The 17141-nt window shown below is 44.4% G+C and carries 16 protein-coding genes and 1 pseudogene; 5 read left to right on the plus strand and 12 right to left on the minus strand.

Features of this window, described 5'->3' with window-relative positions; translation table 11 throughout:
- Positions 1-374: 374 nt before the first annotated feature.
- Positions 375-1253 (minus strand): hypothetical protein, encoded by an 879-nt coding sequence (locus tag F6K63_RS34430; RefSeq protein ID WP_075873597.1) that lies wholly within the window; start codon positions 1251-1253, stop codon positions 375-377.
- Positions 1254-2166: 913 nt separating this feature from the next.
- Here F6K63_RS34430 and F6K63_RS34435 point away from each other — a divergent pair.
- Positions 2167-2367 (plus strand): hypothetical protein, encoded by a 201-nt coding sequence (locus F6K63_RS34435; RefSeq protein WP_287314616.1) that lies wholly within the window; start codon positions 2167-2169, stop codon positions 2365-2367.
- A gap of 328 nt (positions 2368-2695) precedes the next feature.
- Here F6K63_RS34435 and F6K63_RS34440 read toward each other — a convergent pair whose 3' ends face one another.
- The 3 genes from F6K63_RS34440 to F6K63_RS37525 form a co-directional block, all read right to left on the minus strand.
- A complete protein-coding gene (locus F6K63_RS34440) occupies positions 2696-3583 on the minus strand; it encodes a hypothetical protein (RefSeq protein WP_287314617.1) in 888 nt (295 codons plus the stop codon).
- A gap of 147 nt (positions 3584-3730) precedes the next feature.
- Complete coding sequence (locus F6K63_RS34445) at positions 3731-4426, minus strand: hypothetical protein (RefSeq protein WP_287314618.1); 696 nt, start codon at positions 4424-4426, stop codon at positions 3731-3733.
- A 430-nt stretch (positions 4427-4856) separates the two neighbouring features.
- Complete coding sequence (locus F6K63_RS37525) at positions 4857-5096, minus strand: ribbon-helix-helix protein, CopG family (RefSeq protein WP_008183332.1); 240 nt, start codon at positions 5094-5096, stop codon at positions 4857-4859.
- Between the two features lie 265 nt (positions 5097-5361).
- Between F6K63_RS37525 and F6K63_RS34450 the strand changes: the two genes are divergently transcribed.
- Together F6K63_RS34450 and F6K63_RS34455 are read left to right on the plus strand one after the other, a co-directional pair.
- Positions 5362-5592: a hypothetical protein gene (locus F6K63_RS34450; protein WP_287251353.1), complete on the plus strand. Its 231-nt coding sequence runs from the start codon at positions 5362-5364 to the stop codon at positions 5590-5592.
- Positions 5593-5941: 349 nt separating this feature from the next.
- Positions 5942-6142, plus strand: a pseudogene (locus tag F6K63_RS34455) (deoxyribodipyrimidine photo-lyase); the annotation flags it as partial.
- Positions 6143-6418: 276 nt separating this feature from the next.
- Here the strand turns inward: F6K63_RS34455 and F6K63_RS34460 are convergent.
- From F6K63_RS34460 to F6K63_RS34485, 6 genes are all read right to left on the minus strand, one after another.
- Positions 6419-6766 carry a DUF1815 family protein gene (locus tag F6K63_RS34460; protein WP_044492888.1) on the minus strand — a complete coding sequence of 116 codons (348 nt, stop codon included), beginning with the start codon at positions 6764-6766 and terminating at the stop codon, positions 6419-6421.
- Between the two features lie 323 nt (positions 6767-7089).
- Positions 7090-7302, minus strand: coding sequence for a DUF2839 domain-containing protein (locus F6K63_RS34465; RefSeq protein WP_008183321.1), 213 nt, complete (start codon positions 7300-7302; stop codon positions 7090-7092).
- Between the two features lie 282 nt (positions 7303-7584).
- On the minus strand, positions 7585-9072 hold the full coding sequence (gene purF, locus F6K63_RS34470) for an amidophosphoribosyltransferase (protein ID WP_008183318.1): 1488 nt from the start codon (positions 9070-9072) through the stop codon (positions 7585-7587).
- Between the two features lie 132 nt (positions 9073-9204).
- A complete protein-coding gene (locus F6K63_RS34475; protein WP_008183315.1) occupies positions 9205-10401 on the minus strand; it encodes a beta-ketoacyl-ACP synthase in 1197 nt (398 codons plus the stop codon).
- Between the two features lie 18 nt (positions 10402-10419).
- Positions 10420-11181: a peptidylprolyl isomerase gene (locus F6K63_RS34480; RefSeq protein WP_287314620.1), complete on the minus strand. Its 762-nt coding sequence runs from the start codon at positions 11179-11181 to the stop codon at positions 10420-10422.
- A gap of 105 nt (positions 11182-11286) precedes the next feature.
- Entirely contained in the window at positions 11287-11853 is a 567-nt protein-coding gene (locus tag F6K63_RS34485) for a photosystem I assembly protein Ycf4 (RefSeq protein ID WP_008183311.1), read from the minus strand.
- 487 nt (positions 11854-12340) lie between these two features.
- Between F6K63_RS34485 and psbD the strand changes: the two genes are divergently transcribed.
- Together psbD and psbC are read left to right on the plus strand one after the other, a co-directional pair.
- Positions 12341-13399: a photosystem II D2 protein (photosystem q(a) protein) gene (psbD, locus tag F6K63_RS34490; RefSeq protein WP_008183309.1), complete on the plus strand. Its 1059-nt coding sequence runs from the start codon at positions 12341-12343 to the stop codon at positions 13397-13399.
- Positions 13383-14765: a photosystem II reaction center protein CP43 gene (gene psbC / locus F6K63_RS34495; RefSeq protein ID WP_287314621.1), complete on the plus strand. Its 1383-nt coding sequence runs from the start codon at positions 13383-13385 to the stop codon at positions 14763-14765. Before psbD ends, psbC begins: the two co-directional genes overlap by 17 nt.
- Before the next feature lie 189 nt (positions 14766-14954).
- Here psbC and F6K63_RS34500 read toward each other — a convergent pair whose 3' ends face one another.
- Entirely contained in the window at positions 14955-15665 is a 711-nt protein-coding gene (locus F6K63_RS34500; RefSeq protein ID WP_502708405.1) for a lysophospholipid acyltransferase family protein, read from the minus strand.
- A gap of 300 nt (positions 15666-15965) precedes the next feature.
- Positions 15966-16457, minus strand: a complete 492-nt coding sequence (gene tadA / locus F6K63_RS34505; RefSeq protein WP_287314623.1) for a tRNA adenosine(34) deaminase TadA — start codon at positions 16455-16457, stop codon at positions 15966-15968.
- Positions 16458-17141: the final 684 nt, after the last annotated feature.

Here is a 17141-nt window from a genome sequence, read left to right on the forward strand (position 1 = left end):
TATAGCAGTCGCCAGGGCAGTTAGGACATGACAAAAGTCTCACACCCTTTGTAAGCGATGCAGAGGTGCGACCCGTGGCGAATTTAATTCGCCAACGGAAAGCGCACCTAAGCGGTCTTGGGGGTTTCCCCCATGAGCGACTGCATCAAGAAGCGCAAGAGTTTGACTTCTGACAAATGACTTCTGACAAATGACTTCTGCTATACATATCAGAATCAGACATCACTTTAGCAAGAGCAGGACTTACGCAAAACTGGGCATTAAATGCGCTTATGTAGTAGGGTGCTTTATTAACGCACCCTACAGATAAAGTCACTGCCTAAGTCCTGTTATAGTTTGTCAATAACCAACAACGTTTGTGTCGGAACTCAGCTTTAGGTGAAACCGCCAGCCCAGATATATCGCCCCGGCTGGACTCGTTTCCAGCCTTTAGATTCACATCCTTTAGTTAAGGTGTTACTAATGGATTTACGGGCTACATTTTTCTTCTTAGGATCCAAACCATTAGGATAAAGCACGTCCAAAACATCTGCGGCACTCATGATCTGTGGATAGTGTTCTCTTAACACAGAAGCCACGAGCTCATATAAGGTCATATACTTTAATTGCTCTAACTTAGGTAGCGGAGAAGGCCGACGAACTTTGCTCTTGGCAGGCTTTCTCTGAGGTTTATTGGTAGCAACTAAATCGGGAAAATCTTCAAGAGAAAAGGTGTAGCAACCTGGAGAGTCAGGGATAGAGTCCCATAACCCCTGGCTCTCTCCTTTCAACAAAATGGATTTGACCAGAGAAGTTTTCGAGGCAATATCGTCTTTATCCAACTCTCCAAACAGCTCCCTGATCAGGTAATCAACTCGGAAGATCGTACCCCTGTGGGTTTCCAGGAGTCGGTCAATGGCTTCTGTAATCCTCTGCTCCTGGTAATCGAGTTGTTGTTTGAGTGCTAATGCTGACTCCTCTAATTCAGTTTCAGTGGAGAAGTCTGCGGGCAATTCAGCTACTGGCGTGGTGAGGTAGTATTTTTCCTGCTGGTTGTGGTTGCTATTTCCAGGAGGCAGGAACTTGTTGGAGTTGTTTTCTGGTAGAGCTAATGCATTTGTATTTAGCAAAGCTTTAGCATGGTTAAGCTGTTCTCTTGCAACTGTGGCAGCTTGTTCATGATACTCCACCATTTGTCGGTAGTAATCAACCAAATCTGCTAACATGTTTTGACTTTGCGATGGTAGCGATGGCTGTGATGGAACATAAGACATCTACTTTTTTCCCCCAGATTCGTTAGCGTGTTGATAGCGAAGACACTTTCTGGCTACTCCTTTGCAGCGATTTCCATACTTGGGACAACAGGTAGCATAAGTCTCCCTCTCTGCAGGGGTATTGCAGTAGTGGCAAATGAACTTGTAAACCCGTGTATGGATAGTACGCCTGTGGGCTCTTACTTTGTATTCTCGAACAAAAACTTGTTTACTGGGCATAATTGTTTATATACTTTACTCCTTAAACATTAACAATGGGTTCCTGATAAGTGAAAGGAAGCGAATTAACACTGCTTGTGTGTTCTTTTTTGAACTCTCCCTGGTGTCAAGGACGGGGGATTCTACGCAGAAGGGGATAGCGGATGAAACTAGAAGCCTCAACCATAATCTTCGATTTAGTTGTCGGTACTTCACATAACTCCCATAGCAACGGGAGTAGGAGTAGTACCTTTGACTCCAATTTGATCTAACATCCTCACACAATAACTGCAAGCTGTAAAATAGGGAACTCCCGCCAGATTCCTCTGGAAAAACGGCAGCTGATGGCATCGATTCTGATTGCCTCTGTAACCCAATGCTCACAACACTCCGCTCACAACACTCCATCGGGGCTACTCACATCTGTCCATACCAAGTCATTTCCCCTAAGTAGAAGGTCATGGTCGATAAGCTAAATGCTCATCGGTGTCTAGTTTTTGACTATTCCATATCTAATCTAGGTTTGACCTTAAGCCGTGTGCCATTCTCCCGCGTGTTAATTGAATTGTGTGATCAACAATTGCCTGTTTCGTCTCCATCGCCTTTTGTTTCACTTCCTCTGGCAGCTTCTCGCCAAATTTCCCTAAATATAGAATGTCTGGTTGCTCAAATCCCAGAGTATAGACTTTTTTTTCCTCCCTTTTGGTAATGGGTAATGAGTAATGGTCGTAGGATTACCGATTACCCCGAGCCAATCATCGGACAATCTGATGTGGCATCCCTTTTCAAGAAAGGGTATAGCGCTACGCGCAAGTCAGCAAGGTTCTTGGGTCAGAAGTCAAAGGTGCGCTTTCCGTTCTCCGTAGGAGACGCGGGGCGCGTTCGGCAAATTAAATTCGCCACGGGTCGCACCTAAAAGTAAGCGATTACTTACGTTTCGGAGTTATGGAATGTCAAACATCTTAATGGGTAGTGCTATATCAGAACCTGCCCAACCTCTGGCTGCCCCTTGCCTGTTCCCTCAGAGCATATAACCCTCTTCGGTTTCGCGTCCTACTGCACACCGGAGCCGCGCTTCGCGTCTATGGGTCGCAAGCGGTTTATCAAAAAATGGCTAAACTGTTAGGCATTAAAAATGCCTAACAGCTTACCATACTAGGATTCATATCCACGCTTAATGCTGATAGATTAATGCTTATTTTAAAGACTTTATTTTCGTCAATAACTCGGTTTTTATTATAGTTTCATTTGGCAGTTTTATCCCCGTCATTAATACTTTTTTTGTTTTGAATACATTTAGGGTTAGGGGAAAATAAACGCTCTAATTTGTTTTTCAATAATTGGTTAATTTCCTGGATACTTTTTGTGGTTTTATTTGCTTCTATTTTGGGATATTTAAGTTTATTTTTGTCGAGTTTTATTACCAATTCTAAAGCTTCTTGGTGTTGATTAATTTCTTCTACAACTATTTTTCGTTCCTGTTCAGCCTTTGTTGTTGCTGCTTGATTCTCTTCTCTTAACTTAAGTTGTTCATTATCCTTATACAAGGGGGTAGGGTTAATCCCATATACCATTAGGATTTGAAGATTTTTTCTGGCGGCCATGAATTTTTTGCTAGCGGCTACTATGCCTCTACTTAGACAAAGGGAAGCTGTGGAAAAAATTATGGCTACAACAAAAGCAATAACCGGTATTAACTGATCTACTGCTCCGGATTCGTTGCTGACTAATACGGCTTGGAAATTCAAAAATATATCTCCTAAGAGCACCAGCCAAATTATAGATAATCCATTAGTTAATGGTAAAGGTATCTTAATTTTTTTGCTAATAATTCCAGACCCATCTACTATGGAGGTTATGGGTAAAGCACCTGTTACCAATAAACTGAGTAAATTCTTAGTCTCAATTCCAAATATTTTATCACCCTTTGACAGAGCAAGTCTTTCCCCAAACGAGTAATCTAATAGAGCCAACTGTCCAAAACTAGAAATTATTAAAAGTGCTAACAATATCAAAATTATTAAGACTTGAAGTCTTTTTTCTCTGCGATACCAATCTTCAAGCTTTTCACGATCTTCCGGCTTTTCAATATAGTTTTCAGACTTGGTAGTTGCTGGTTCAAATTCAGTCATATCTCATCACATCAGTTGATTAAGTAGAGTAGTGTCTACTAGGGTCTGGTTAGTTTACTCTTTTCCGGTGAAGCATTTGGAGCCTATACCTTTGGTTTTACCTATAATTTGTCGTCCAAATCCCCAAACTCATACTAGTACTAAACGTTATAATTTTTTTAAATCCTCCGGTATTTCGCAATAGTTATACTCTGAACTAGGAGTATATTTTTTGAGGTATTCTCCATCCAGTATTGACTCAAAATAATTATTAAGATGTATTCCTCCAATATCATCTATCTGGTTTAATTCTTTTTGAATTTCAGGTTTAACAGTTTTCCCATCACGAAATGCATTACTGGCTTGACTGCTTCTCCTCTCCTTTTGTCTTAATATTTCTTTTAAATTGGGATAATTTTTGAGTTTTAAATAATAAATTCCTTCAAATAAGTCCCAGGTGTAAACTTGAAGGTTAACATTGGTTTGAGCATCTTTGATTTCAAAGGGCAAAGAAACTATGAAAATAACACTTTTAATTTTAGGGTCACGAATTTGGAGATTTCTCTCCAGACTTAAATTTAAAACTTGTTGCTCATCTTCCCTAGACCATTTCCAAGCTAAGCAACTAGCTTTTTTATAAACCCATCCGTCCTTATGGTTATCAATACGTCTGATATAAAAACTTTTAGGTTGATGAGAAAATGTTAATAAGGTTACAATATTGGGAGTATATCTATGATTCAGTAAACTATTGGTATCTGGAATTTCTTGTATTGAGTTTACAGGAATTCTTAAGACAAGCTTTTGAGGTGAGCATTCTTGATTGCCAAAAATCTCGTTATAGATAGGCTCATTAGACTGCACACTTATACTTCGAGCTTCTTGAGTTTGAATGTGACAGGGACTAATTTGAGGGGTACAGGAGTGTAGCCCGATACTATTCAAGATAAGAGTGACAAGAATTCCTAGATAGCGGTGCGACCCCGGCGAGGTTCCCTCGCCATGGGAACGCGCACCAAGACATCGGAAGAGTTTATTCATGGAAAACTGTATCATGAAATGACTTGAAAGATGCTGTACGCTAGCACTTTCCAGTTGAGCGTTCATGCCTACAGGATTACCTAAGGAATCTTTTGCCGACCTGGGACGATCTATGATGGAAAGGATATGCGATCGCGTTAGATGCATCTCACTAATGATCTTCTAAGGTCACCGCAGACTTCCGGATTGTTGGCAAAATTAGCATTAAGTCGTTTGTGCAACTCCTCTAATAGCCGTTCGAGCTCCTTAATATCTACTTCCGCTTCTGCCGTGGGATTCCAACCTGATTGGATCTCTGAGTCAAAAATACCCTAGGTGCGCTCTTACCATTAAGAATTAAATTCCCTATAGGTGTGCGCCTCCAGCATTTGTGTCTGGCAACCAGACTAGGATTGTCTTGACTTCTAGCAAACTGCTCTACCAACTCGCTGCGACTGCTCTTCAACCTCTTGGCCAATTTGTCTAGTTTCTTAATGCTGCTTGGCGTTAGCATGTTTGTTAACTCGGATTTTATATTCTCCTTGTTTTGTCTGTGTGCTTCTCATTGCTTGGGCTCATCGCCTACACACCAAAGTTAGATCAGAAGCTTATTTTAAGCATAGACACTTGATAACTTAATGAACATAATTACACACATGTATTGGAATTAAGTCTGTGGAATTAAGTCTGTAAATCGCCCATCACTGTGTTGGATCAAGATGGGACTACAAAACTTTCTTTTCTTAGAATACAACAAGCAATTAATTAGGAGTGCATCAATGAGCTATAAAGATGAACTATTTCCTTGGCGCATCATCCGCCATCTGCCTAAATGCCAGGGAATCGTTGTCCCTCGCTTTCGCCGCCGAAATCAAGCAGAAGCCCATCTACAAGCACTGCGCTGCTTAATACCTGATGCTCGATTCACCTTCATGTTCGACATCACACTAGATGACATTGTGCCAGCGATCGCTATGACAAAGCACCTATCTCAACCAAATCATCAATAAAACCAAATTCTTGGCTCTAATCACTGTTTTATTTCGCCGCATCAAAGCGCCTAAGAAGTTTCCCATTACTAAGCGCCAAATTGCCATACTTACCGACATTCCTGAATCATGGATTCTCAAAATCTAGCTCTGGTCTGATGTTCTGTTTGTCGATGGCCTTTAGGCCACGCTACGCGAACGCCGAGACACAGTAGAGCAATTGATCCGTAAGGGTGACGCTGGTAAAGTGGAAAAATGCACTACTAGCGCACAGCTACAGCAGTTGCAGCATGCCATCCAATCGGACTACAAAAATCTGCAACTTCAAAAAGCACCCCTAACCATCAGATGACATAAGGACTACGGCCTAATGGCATTTTCGTGCTTTCGTGGATCTTGGCAAAATCAAACAGAACCGACCTCAGCCACTGTGAATCAAAAACTTATCCTGATCTGGTATCGCAACGATTTACGGATCCATGACCATGAACCACTCTATCAAGCTGTCCAGGAAAAAGCTCAAATTATCCCCCTGTACTGCTTTGATGACAGACAATTTGGTACTACCTCTTAGCCGTCGGTCTTAACCTTTGGTAAAGCACTCTATGGGCTTTTGCTTTGGATGAAGTATTTCAAGTTGAGTGTTGAGAGTTAACAGTTAACCTTCAACACTCAATTAGCCAGCCACCAATTAGCCAGCCATCAATTTTTCCCTTTCGCTGTTGATGTTGATCAAAACACAGATGGACAGGATTATATGGATAAAACTGTGCTATCTATCTGTATTTAGGAATCTGTGTTTACCAATCCTGGTTGGATTCCTGTTTTGCCTTACTCAGTTCTAAGGTCACGGCACTGGTAACTTAAGGGCAGGGTGAGATTCTGAAGGACGAATTCGGTATTTAACCAGATTGGCGAGATCTTGTAGTTGACCAATTGCTTCAGCACCTTCCAACTTCATCAGCTCTCGGTCATCGCGCATTTCAGTCCAAGTGATCCCGTAATCTGAAACCAAAAATCGAATCAGGTGATTGTCCCCCAAGCTAACCATAAACGATGCGCTATTCATCTGCCCACCACAGGTGTAGCAGGAGGCTAAATAGCCTTGGTTTTCTAGTACAATTGCCAACGCCTGTAGATTCATTACTAAATCTCGGACAAATTGACGGTGCTCCTCTGCAAGTCGTATAAACACTTCTGTTCTCCAAACACCACTCCTAGATTTTAGAGCTTCTATTCTTTCTTAAAAATTTAATCTTCATGTTTCAAGATAAATCAGGATAAAATTGGGGGATTTTTCTAAGAAATAGACTCTTGTCAATCTTTTCCTTAATCTCTTGCCTTGTTCTATCCCAAAATTAACCTGTCGGTCAAGGCAAATTGGCTCCCTTGTCATAATTTTCATGAGTCAAGGGATATACATTAGTAGTTTCTATATGTTTATGGAAATTCTTTAACTAACCTAACTACCGGTTCAAGCACAACCGATAGTTCCGTGTTATTAGCGAGCCTTAGATGTTAATTTACTTGCCACCAACCAAATGCCGGTCCTATAAATCTCACCGTTAGCCAGAATACAATCATAAAGACAATACCAGCCCAAGCTCCCCTAGTCGTCCATTTAACAAACTGCTCACCCTGACTTTTAGTTATCGGGAGCCATGGAAATATGTTGGCTTCTTTCCCGTAGTCTTCTCCCAGTGCTGCTTTCCGGCGTTTTGCTTCACCCATAATCGTTTTTAATCACTCAGTGATAATAATAACCACTCAGTGATAATAATAACCTATGTATTGAACAATGGTGGGCATTAGCAGAGCTCGTGTAGAATTTCTTAACTTTAGGGGATGATCAGCCTTGGCAACCTCAATAAATTTACTAAGCCGCCAACAGTATCATCAAGGCTGCCCTTATCCCCCCAAAGATCGGGGGGCAGGAAAAAGGCAAAGGGATCGGGAGAATTTATTCACCCTGTTATGGGTGTGGTGCCACCTTTTACCTTTTTTCTTTTACCTTCAAACCTGTACCTCTTCCAGCATCAATTTAGAACGCTTGAGTTCTTCTGAAAGGGGAACAGGGTAATGACCTGTGAAACAAGCAGAGCAGAAACTCTTGGAGTCTTTCCTTGTGGCTAGCATCATTCCCTCCCAACTCAGATAAGCGAGGGAATCCACACCAATATAATTGGCTATTTCTGCTACTGACTTGGTGGCGGCAATCAGTTGCTCTTGGTTATCGGTGTCTATTCCAAAGAAGCAAGGATGAGTGACTGGGGGCGAGGAGACTCGCATATGTACTTCAGCTACACCTGCATCACGCAAAGCTTTGATAAGTTTGCTGCTGGTGTTTCCTCGAACAATGGAGTCATCTACTAGTACCACTCGTTTACCAACTAAGACATCTTTGAGGGGATTAAGTTTCATTCGGATGCCAGTTTCTCGCATACTCTGAGTGGGTTGGATAAAGGTGCGACCTACATAGCGATTTTTAATCAGTCCCTCTCCGTAAGGAATACCGGACTCTCGGGAAAAGCCGATAGCTGCCGGGACACCGGAATCGGGTACAGCAATCACCATGTCCGCATCTGGTGTTGACTCTTTTGCCAGCTGACGCCCTAGGCGTAACCGATAGCTAAACACAGTTTGATCATCCATGATGCTATCAGGGCGAGCAAAGTAAATCATCTCAAAGATACAAACTTTGCGCTCTGGCTTTTGACTCCAGTCGAAGGAAGCAATGCCTTCGTCATTAATCCAGACTAATTCTCCCGGTTCCACATCCCGCAGATAGTCAGCACCGATAATATCTAAACCACAGGTTTCTGATGCCAGGACGTAGCCCCCAGAATTGCCACCTAAGGTGCCAATCACTAGAGGGCGAATGCCATTGGGGTCACGAACACCCATTAATCCATCCGGTGTGCCAATCACTAAACTAAACGCTCCTTGGCAAGATTGAAAGGCACTCATTGCTGCCTCCAACCACCCTTTGCCATGGTTAACCTCTGCAGCGATCCCTAGGGCGATTAGTTCTGAATCGGTAGTGGTCATCAAGTTAGAGTTATGCTTGAGTAAATCATCACGTAATTGGATAGTGTTGACCAAGTTACCGTTATGAGCCAAAGCCAACGGTCCTAAGGGAGTTTCCACCACGGCTGGTTGAGCATTGGCGATATGGCTAGAACCAGTGGTAGAATAGCGGTTATGACCAACGGCAATCTGACCAGGTAGCTGATCCAAAATTTCTTCATTAAAGACCTGGGAGACTAGCCCCATATCTTTGTAGACATGGAGCTGCTTGTCATCAAAGGTAGCAATCCCTGATGATTCCTGACCTCGGTGCTGTAGGGCAAATAGACCAAAGTAAGTCAGCTTAGCGACATCTTGCTCTGGTGCATAGATACCAAAGACTCCGCAAGCTTCCTCTGGCTTGTCCAAGTGCTGGGGATAGTCATCCTTGGACTGATCACAATATTGGTCAGAGGAAAGGGATTGGTTGGACATCATAACTATTATGGGTTGCTCCTAATTGCGGCATGAAGTCGATTTAACCTAAATCCCAAGGGGATTGGTTTTGTATATTTAATTAAACTTAATGTTTCCTTAACGATATCACCTATACGATATTATTGTGGGTTAATGTCGGCAATTCCTGGGTATTCCTAAAGCGGTTACTGCATTTTGCCCCCCGAAACCAAAGCTAAAACATAGTGCCTGCCTGACTTGGCACTGACGCGCTATAGTTACGAAATCCAAATCCCATTCCGGTTCCCTCAACCCAATACAAGGGGGTAAGGTTTGGTGTTTTAAAGCGATTAGACACAAAGCAGTACCAATGGCTCCAGAAGCACCAAGAGTGTGACCGGTGGCTCCTTTGGTAGAACTGATTGCCACCCCTTGGGGAAATAGCTGCTGAATCAGCTCCGCTTCATTCTGGTCATTAAGTTTGGTTCCGGTACCGTGGGTATGGATATAATCAATATTTTTAGGAAATAGGTGGCTGCGGTCTAGACATTGTTTGATAGCTGCGATCGCACTCTGTCGATTTGGGTTAGGTTTACTGACATGATAAGCGTCCGAGGTTAAGCCAAACCCCAGTAATTTTCCATAGATAGGGGCGGCTCGACGACGAGCCAAATCCTCTGACTCCAATACCAAGACAGAACCTCCCTCTGCCAACACCAAGCCTTGACGTTGCTTGTCAAAGGGGTAAGCACCAGTTTTTGCTAGAGCCCCCATTTTAGTAAATCCGGCTAGGGTTAGAGGAGTAATTGGTGCTTCTACAGCACCAGCAATGACTCGTTGGCATTGACCAGTTTGAATCAATTCAAATCCTTGAGCGATCGCCCAAATTCCTGTTGCACAAGCTGCCATTGGTGCTAGGACTGGCCCAAAGGAACCGATGTAATGGGCAGCAGCAATAGCTGGTTGATGGGGTAGAGTATCTAACCAATGCTCTAGAGTTAAGGTCTCATTTAAGATATCGAATCGCTTATACTCTGGTTCGGTGTCGAGTTTGCTCTGACTAGTCATCTGTTCCTGGGCTAGTTGCTCCCAAGCCGCCTGACAGCTACGACTGGAACCAATCACCACACCACAATCCTTGAGAGGGATGGTTAATTTAGCATCTTCAAGAGCATCTGCTACAACCTGGTAGGTCAGCTGTTCAATAGAAGCTGGTGTCTTACCAATCATAGCCAACGGTAGAGGTGATAAATTGGCGAAGGGTTGATACCAGCTAATAGCCGACTCACCGTTTAGCAAATGCTGCCAACTGGGTTTGAGGTTGCCTAAAGCAGATACTAATCCAATCCCAGTAACGCATACCTGCACGGATTCGTTGAAAGATAGTTATTCTTTATCTTCAGGTTTCTTCAGGTTTTCGATGCCTTGAATGACCTTGACTGATTCAATGCGATCGCCTTGCTGAATTTTGTCTACCACATCCATACCTTTAGTGACTTCGCCAAATACAGCATAGTCCCCATCCAAGAAAGGCAGTTCTGCTAGGGCAAAGTAAAACTGTGAAGAGGCTGAGTTTGGCATTTGGGAACGAGCCATGGCAACAGCACCAAGTTTATGATTCAACTGAGGATCACTATTAATTCCGGCTGCCTTAAAGGTTTTGCTGTATATCGGTTCCTCTGCCCCCTTCGGCTTAATTTCTAGTGGGATGTAGCGAGTTTCCTTCGTTTGTGGATCTATGAACCCCCCTGTGCCCAGAAGCTCTACTGGGAATTTTGGATTTTTTCCTTGGGGATCACCACCTTGAACAACAAATGGTTGAGGTTCCCTTACCACTCGGTGAAACACTAGTCCGTCATAAACACCCTTTTGAACCAGATCCACAAAATTTCCAGCTGTAATCGGGGCATTGGTTCCATCCACTTCAATAGTAATCGTTGAGCCTTTTACCCTCAACTCAACAGTAGCTTCTTTGTCTAGTCGGGGTAAATTGCTGAATTGGGGATTGCTGGTGGTTTCAGCAGGAGTAGATTTGTTTTGGGGAGTTGATGATTCCGTTGAGTTTGCCATTGGGTTGCTGCATCCTGCTATTACCAGACCTAACACTACTAAAATCACCGATAGCCAGCGCCGGATATTTATTCTCATTATCTTGTTAACTTTCTAGGTTTCTGTAGCCTATACTACTGAATTATTTAAGAAGCTTTATTTAAGCAGGAAGCAACTTGATGGGGGAGTGTGCCACCTAGGAATTTACAACCCTTCCAAGGGAACTCCTAAGAAACGAGCCAGCTCTGCTCCCTGATTTTCTAATTCCGAAAGGGAGATGGGTTGACCGACACGAGTCAGAGGAACTTCCCGACGATCCTTAGTGCGCACGTAGAGGACTCGGCGTGGATTTAGACCCTCTTTGATGTCTACTCGAATCGACTGGACATCTTCTGTACGGCAACTGAATTCGACTTCACGGTTTTTACCGGGAAAGCCAGACCGCACTACTCTGACCATACCTGTTTCTTGGTTAAATTCATTGTAGCCTCCGCCGATATCCCAATAAATGGTTAGCCATAGGTAGAGAGATAGCAACAGCGCAGCAACGCCATAGAAACCCATTGCTACTCCCTGAGGGATAAAAATTAGGTTGGTTGCATCTCCAATCGGGAGTAGATCCATGTTGAGATAACTCGAAAGCCCTGCCAGGAAAAAGCCTATACCTCCTATAGATACAGCTCCTGCCACTAAATAGTTGCTCAAACGGCGAGAGCCAAGAACCGATTGTCGAAGTACCAGGTTTTCCAGTTGGTTGGTGGATGCTGCCATGAGAAGATGTGGTTGCCTCTATGAAATCTGACTTGACAATAGTGCTGAGGACCGAGAGTAAATCAGTAAGTTATGGATACTCCAGCGAGCTCATCTAGAACTTGTATCACATTTTTGACCAAGACAGGGAAATTATGTAACTTTTGACACCAAATCTCAAAAAAATCTGAGGAGTATGTGTAATTTTGTAAAATTTTTGGTATTTATTATTATTGTATGTAACGTTTGTAACCCAACTCTCCTTATGGGAGAATCAAGTCAAGGGTTTAACTGCGTGATAGTTTAAGAAACATTAAGTGACCACAGCCTAACCTGATAGCCTGTGGGATCCCGTTAAAAGACCATCCTGTAAGAGGAAAGTGACTCTTGCCTCACTGAAATCTAAGGGAAATCCACCTCTAAAAGGGTGGAAGTGTCGCTAAAAAGACGTAAAAGCGTCCCAATTTTGAATCCTTGCCAATCGTTATATGTATGAGGATTTGAATCTATGACAGTAGCAGTAGGACGCGCCCCCAGCACCAGAGGATGGTTTGACATCCTCGATGACTGGCTCAAGCGCGATCGCTTTGTATTCGTCGGCTGGTCCGGCATTCTGTTGTTCCCCTGTGCCTACATGGCGTTAGGGGGCTGGCTAACTGGTACCACCTTTGTAACCTCTTGGTACACCCACGGCTTAGCATCTTCTTACCTAGAAGGTTGTAACTTCCTGACCGTAGCAGTGTCCTCTCCTCCCAACAGTCTGGGACATTCCCTACTGCTGTTGTGGGGACCAGAAGCCCAAGGAGACTTGACTCGCTGGTTCCAACTAGGAGGGTTGTGGAGCTTCGTAGCATTCCACGGAGCATTTGGTCTGATTGGGTTCATGCTGCGGCAATTTGAAATTGCTCGTCTAGTAGGCATTAGACCCTACAACGCGATCGCATTCAGTGCGCCGATTGCAGTATTTGTCAGCGTGTTCCTGATGTACCCGTTGGGACAGTCCAGCTGGTTCTTTGCTCCTAGCTTTGGGGTAGCGGGTATCTTCCGTTTCATTCTGTTCCTGCAAGGCTTCCACAACTGGACACTGAATCCCTTCCACATGATGGGCGTAGCTGGGGTACTCGGTGGTGCTCTGCTGTGTGCCATTCATGGGGCAACGGTGGAAAATACCCTGTTCCAGGATGGTGACAAAGCCAATACCTTCCGGGCGTTCAACCCGACCCAAGCGGAAGAGACCTACTCAATGGTCACCGCTAACCGGTTCTGGTCTCAAATCTTCGGGATTGCCTTCTCCAACAAGCGCTGGCTGCATTTCTTTATGCTGTTTGTGCCAGTAACTGGCTTGTGGATGAGTGCAGTAGGAATTGTAGGTTTAGCATTGAACCTGCGAGCCTATGACTTCGTGTCCCAGGAAATCCGGGCAGCAGAAGATCCAGAATTTGAGACGTTCTATACCAAGAACATCTTGCTAAATGAGGGTCTGCGGGCTTGGATGGCTCCAGCAGACCAACCTCACCAAAACTTTGAGTTCCCTGAGGAGGTACTACCGCGTGGTAACGCTCTCTAATACTATGGTTGCGGGCAATCGCGACCAAGAATCTTCCGGTTTCGCCTGGTGGTCTGGTAATGCCCGTCTGATCAACCTCTCTGGTAAGTTGCTGGGAGCTCATGTTTCCCATGCTGGCCTGATCGTTTTCTGGGCTGGCGCAATGACCCTGTTTGAGGTTTCTCACTACATTCCCGAAAAGCCTGTGTTTGAGCAGGGATTGATTCTAATCCCTCACATGGCTACTTTGGGTTGGGGTGTTGGTCCTGGTGGCGAAATTGTTGACACTTTCCCCTACTTTGTGATTGGTGTCCTACACCTGATTTCTTCTGCCGTATTGGGCTTCGGCGGTATTTATCACGCCGTTCGTGGTCCTGAAGCCTTAGAAAGTTATTCTAACTTCTTTGGTTACGACTGGAAGGACAAGAACAAGATGACTAGTATCATCGGGTTCCACCTGATCATTTTAGGATTGGGTGCCTTCTTGCTGGTGATTAAGGCCATGTTCGTCGGCGGTGTTTATGACTCTTGGGCACCTGGTGGTGGTGCTGTTCGTTTGATCACCAACCCAACCCTGAACCCCGGTGTGATCTTCGGCTACTTAGTCGATGCTCCCTTCGGTGGAGAAGGTTGGATTATTGGTGTCGCCAACATGGAAGACATCATTGGCGGTCATATCTGGATTGGTCTGATCTGCATCTTTGGTGGTGTATTCCACATTCTGACTAAACCCTTTGGCTGGGCTCGTCGTGCCTTTGTCTGGTCTGGAGAAGCTTACCTCTCCTACAGCTTAGGTGCCTTGTCCATGATGGGCTTCATTTGCTCTTGCTACGTATGGTTCAACAACACCGCTTATCCTAGCGAGTTCTACGGCCCTACCAATGCTGAAGCGTCTCAAGCTCAGTCTTTCGTGTTCTTAGCCCGTGACCAACGTCTAGGTGCTAACATCGCGTCTTCCCAAGGGCCTACTGGTCTGGGTAAATACCTGATGCGCTCTCCTACTGGTGAAATCATCTTCGGTGGTGAAACCATGCGCTTCTGGGACTTCCAAGGTCCGTGGTTGGAGCCTCTACGGGGTCCCAATGGTCTGGATGTTAACAAGCTCAGAAATGACATTCAGCCTTGGCAGCTACGTCGTGCTGCTGAGTACATGACCCATGCTCCTAACGGTTCCATCAACTCTGTAGGTGGCATTATTACTGAGGCAAATTCCTTCAACTATGTCAACCCTCGTGCTTGGTTGGCTAGTTTCCACTTTGTAATGGCCTTCTTCTTCCTAGTTGGTCACCTCTGGCACGCTGGTCGCGCACGGGCTGCTGCGGCTGGATTCGAGAAAGGTATTGACCGTGACACTGAGGCAGTACTTGAAATGCCTGACCTTGACTAGGTGATGGGATTGAGTTAATAACTCAATGCTAAATCACACTAAGTAAAGTCTAATTAATGGCTAATTAATGGCTAACTAAAAGCTAAGTGATTTTTAAGGCTCCTGTACTTTACAGGAGCTTTTCTTTGGAACAGTTTTCTCCATATAGCACTACGCATTGAGATGTTTGACATTGCTAAACTCCGAAACTTAGTCTAAGCTGACTTCTGACTTCTGACTTCTGACTTCTGACTTGCGCGTAGCGCTATAACTCCTGTCTAAGTTAGTCATGGCTGTATATAGGTCATGGGTAAGCTGTGCAGCTCCTTTTTTAACTGACTTGGTAGAATAATCTGCTACACTAATCGCAGATCCAACAGTCACTTTGACGTCACAACCCCATTTAGGAATAGGCTGGCTATAATTAAGAGCAATCGGTACAATATTGAGACCAATACCAGGGTGAGATGATTCTACCTGCAAGGCAATACGAGCCATACCAGGTTTTAAGGGGTTTACTTCACCATTACGGAAAATATTGCCTTCAGGAAACATTACCAGTACTTCGCCATTGCTCAGAAGTTCCACAGTGTGACGGATACTGCTAATTCCTCCACGTCCAGTATCTACGGGGAACCCTCCTAGACGACGGATAAACCAACCCTGTATGCCATAGATTTCATTGGCTGAGACCATATACCGCAAGTCACGTCCGGTTACAGGTTTGCCAACGGCGTAAGGAACCATTAACGCATCCCAACGAGAGCGATGGGTGGGAGCTAAAATAACAGGACCTGTTTTAGGAACGTTCTCTTGCCCTGTTACGGTAAGTTGACCAAAATGAAACGGAATAACAACACGCCGTGCTAAGGGATAGATAATGTTAGTTAACCCGTGGCAAATACCAGAATCTACAGACATGGTTTTGATGGCGTTACCGTGATCGTTACCATAATCAGAAGTATGTTTTAGCGTTGTTGTCATTGCTCAATCCTACTTACTGCAAGTAGAGCTAAACTATCAATGATCAAGGGTTTGTCCTAAATCCTTAACCTTCAGTTCTACTGTATGTGGTTTCGATCTCAATATCTGACACTCACAGGACACTTCTTGTGGTGTCATGCCCTGATATGTTCGCCATCTATATGAAGGCTATGTTCTTCCCGACTCCCTACTCCCTAAAATCCCAAGGCTGTAAGTAACTCACCCAAGGTCAAACTGCTATTGTCTTTTGCGTCGCTTGGCAAACCAAGATTGCAACTGTTCCCGACAAACGGATTCCATAATTCCCCCTAAAACTGGCAACCGATGATTAGAACAAGCACTATCAGGAAGATTAGCAACGGTGCGAATGCTGCCAGTTTTAGGATCATCCACACCATAAACCAGAAGACCGAGTCGTGCTAGGATAATCGCTCCGGCACACATGGGACAAGGTTCCAAAGTAACGTAGAGAGTGCAGTGATTAAGATGCCAACTTTGCAGCTGTTGACCAGCAGCACGGAGTGCCAGGATTTCGGCATGAGCAGTGGGGTCTTTGTCCCGCTCTCGGCGATTCTCTCCTGTAGCAATTAACTTACCTTCATTATCTACAATCACCGCACCCACTGGTACCTCACCCGCTTCACCAGCTTTCTGGGCAATTTCTATGGCAACAGTCATCCATTTGCGATGGATGAGATAGGAGTTATCAATCGGGTTAGGTACTTCCATTCTGGGGAGTAGGGAGCAGGGAGCAGGGAGTAGGGAGCAGGGAGCAGGGAAGAGAGGGAAGCGTGGGGAAATAGGGGTATAAGGATTAATTGGTAATTGCTATTTTAAATTTTCAATTGTTAATTTCAATACCTAACTTTGGGGTTTATAGTAATTAATCTAAGTTATAGATTTTATAATATTAATCAAGACTGGTTCCACCAATAGCGCCACCTTTATCAAGCACATAAGCGATCGCATTATGAAGGTCTGTGCCCTGGAAATTCTCAACGTAGTCGCACTGGTTACCACCAGTAAAGAATAATACTTCAGCTTGAACTCTCCACGGGTTGAAACCACATGGATTCTAAGCGGATGTTGCTTCGCGGGTTAAAACCACGCTTGGTGCGCTTTCCATAGGCGAATTAAATTCGCCATGGGTCGCACCTCTGCGCAACGCTTCACGATACGATCTAGATAGAGAGTCCAGCTTGTATCGTTGTGGCAGGTTCAAAACTGCCCTTCCGACCTCGGCCAGAGAAAACTCTAGCTGTGTCGATACTTTGCGAAGAATGTTGGATTAAACTAAGCCGGTGAGTCGCCTCACCGACTCGTCTTCAAAACCGGACGTGAAAGTTTCCCTTCATCCGGCTCCTCATCATAGGAACCATTGTCATTGGTACCTCATTAAATCGGATTGTTATC

Origin of the sequence: Moorena sp. SIO1G6, assembly GCF_010672795.1 — a bacterium.
GTDB lineage: Bacteria > Cyanobacteriota > Cyanobacteriia > Cyanobacteriales > Coleofasciculaceae > Moorena > Moorena producens.

What these genes read in the sequence shown, in the direction of transcription:
- F6K63_RS34430 (WP_075873597.1), bottom strand. Translation starts at nt 1,253, where the DNA reads ATGTCTTATGTTCCATCACAGCCATCGCTACCATCGCAAAGTCAAAAC.
- purF (WP_008183318.1), bottom strand. Translation starts at nt 9,072, where the DNA reads ATGTCCAACCAATCCCTTTCCTCTGACCAATATTGTGATCAGTCCAAG.
- F6K63_RS34465 (WP_008183321.1), bottom strand. Translation starts at nt 7,302, where the DNA reads ATGGGTGAAGCAAAACGCCGGAAAGCAGCACTGGGAGAAGACTACGGG.
- tadA (WP_287314623.1), bottom strand. Translation starts at nt 16,457, where the DNA reads ATGGAAGTACCTAACCCGATTGATAACTCCTATCTCATCCATCGCAAA.
- F6K63_RS37525 (WP_008183332.1), bottom strand. Translation starts at nt 5,096, where the DNA reads ATGCTAACGCCAAGCAGCATTAAGAAACTAGACAAATTGGCCAAGAGG.
- F6K63_RS34480 (WP_287314620.1), bottom strand. Translation starts at nt 11,181, where the DNA reads ATGAGAATAAATATCCGGCGCTGGCTATCGGTGATTTTAGTAGTGTTA.
- F6K63_RS34485 (WP_008183311.1), bottom strand. Translation starts at nt 11,853, where the DNA reads ATGGCAGCATCCACCAACCAACTGGAAAACCTGGTACTTCGACAATCG.
- psbD (WP_008183309.1), top strand. Translation starts at nt 12,341, where the DNA reads ATGACAGTAGCAGTAGGACGCGCCCCCAGCACCAGAGGATGGTTTGAC.
- F6K63_RS34450 (WP_287251353.1), top strand. Translation starts at nt 5,362, where the DNA reads ATGAGCTATAAAGATGAACTATTTCCTTGGCGCATCATCCGCCATCTG.
- F6K63_RS34500 (WP_502708405.1), bottom strand. Translation starts at nt 15,665, where the DNA reads ATGTCTGTAGATTCTGGTATTTGCCACGGGTTAACTAACATTATCTAT.
- F6K63_RS34435 (WP_287314616.1), top strand. Translation starts at nt 2,167, where the DNA reads ATGAGTAATGGTCGTAGGATTACCGATTACCCCGAGCCAATCATCGGA.
- F6K63_RS34440 (WP_287314617.1), bottom strand. Translation starts at nt 3,583, where the DNA reads ATGACTGAATTTGAACCAGCAACTACCAAGTCTGAAAACTATATTGAA.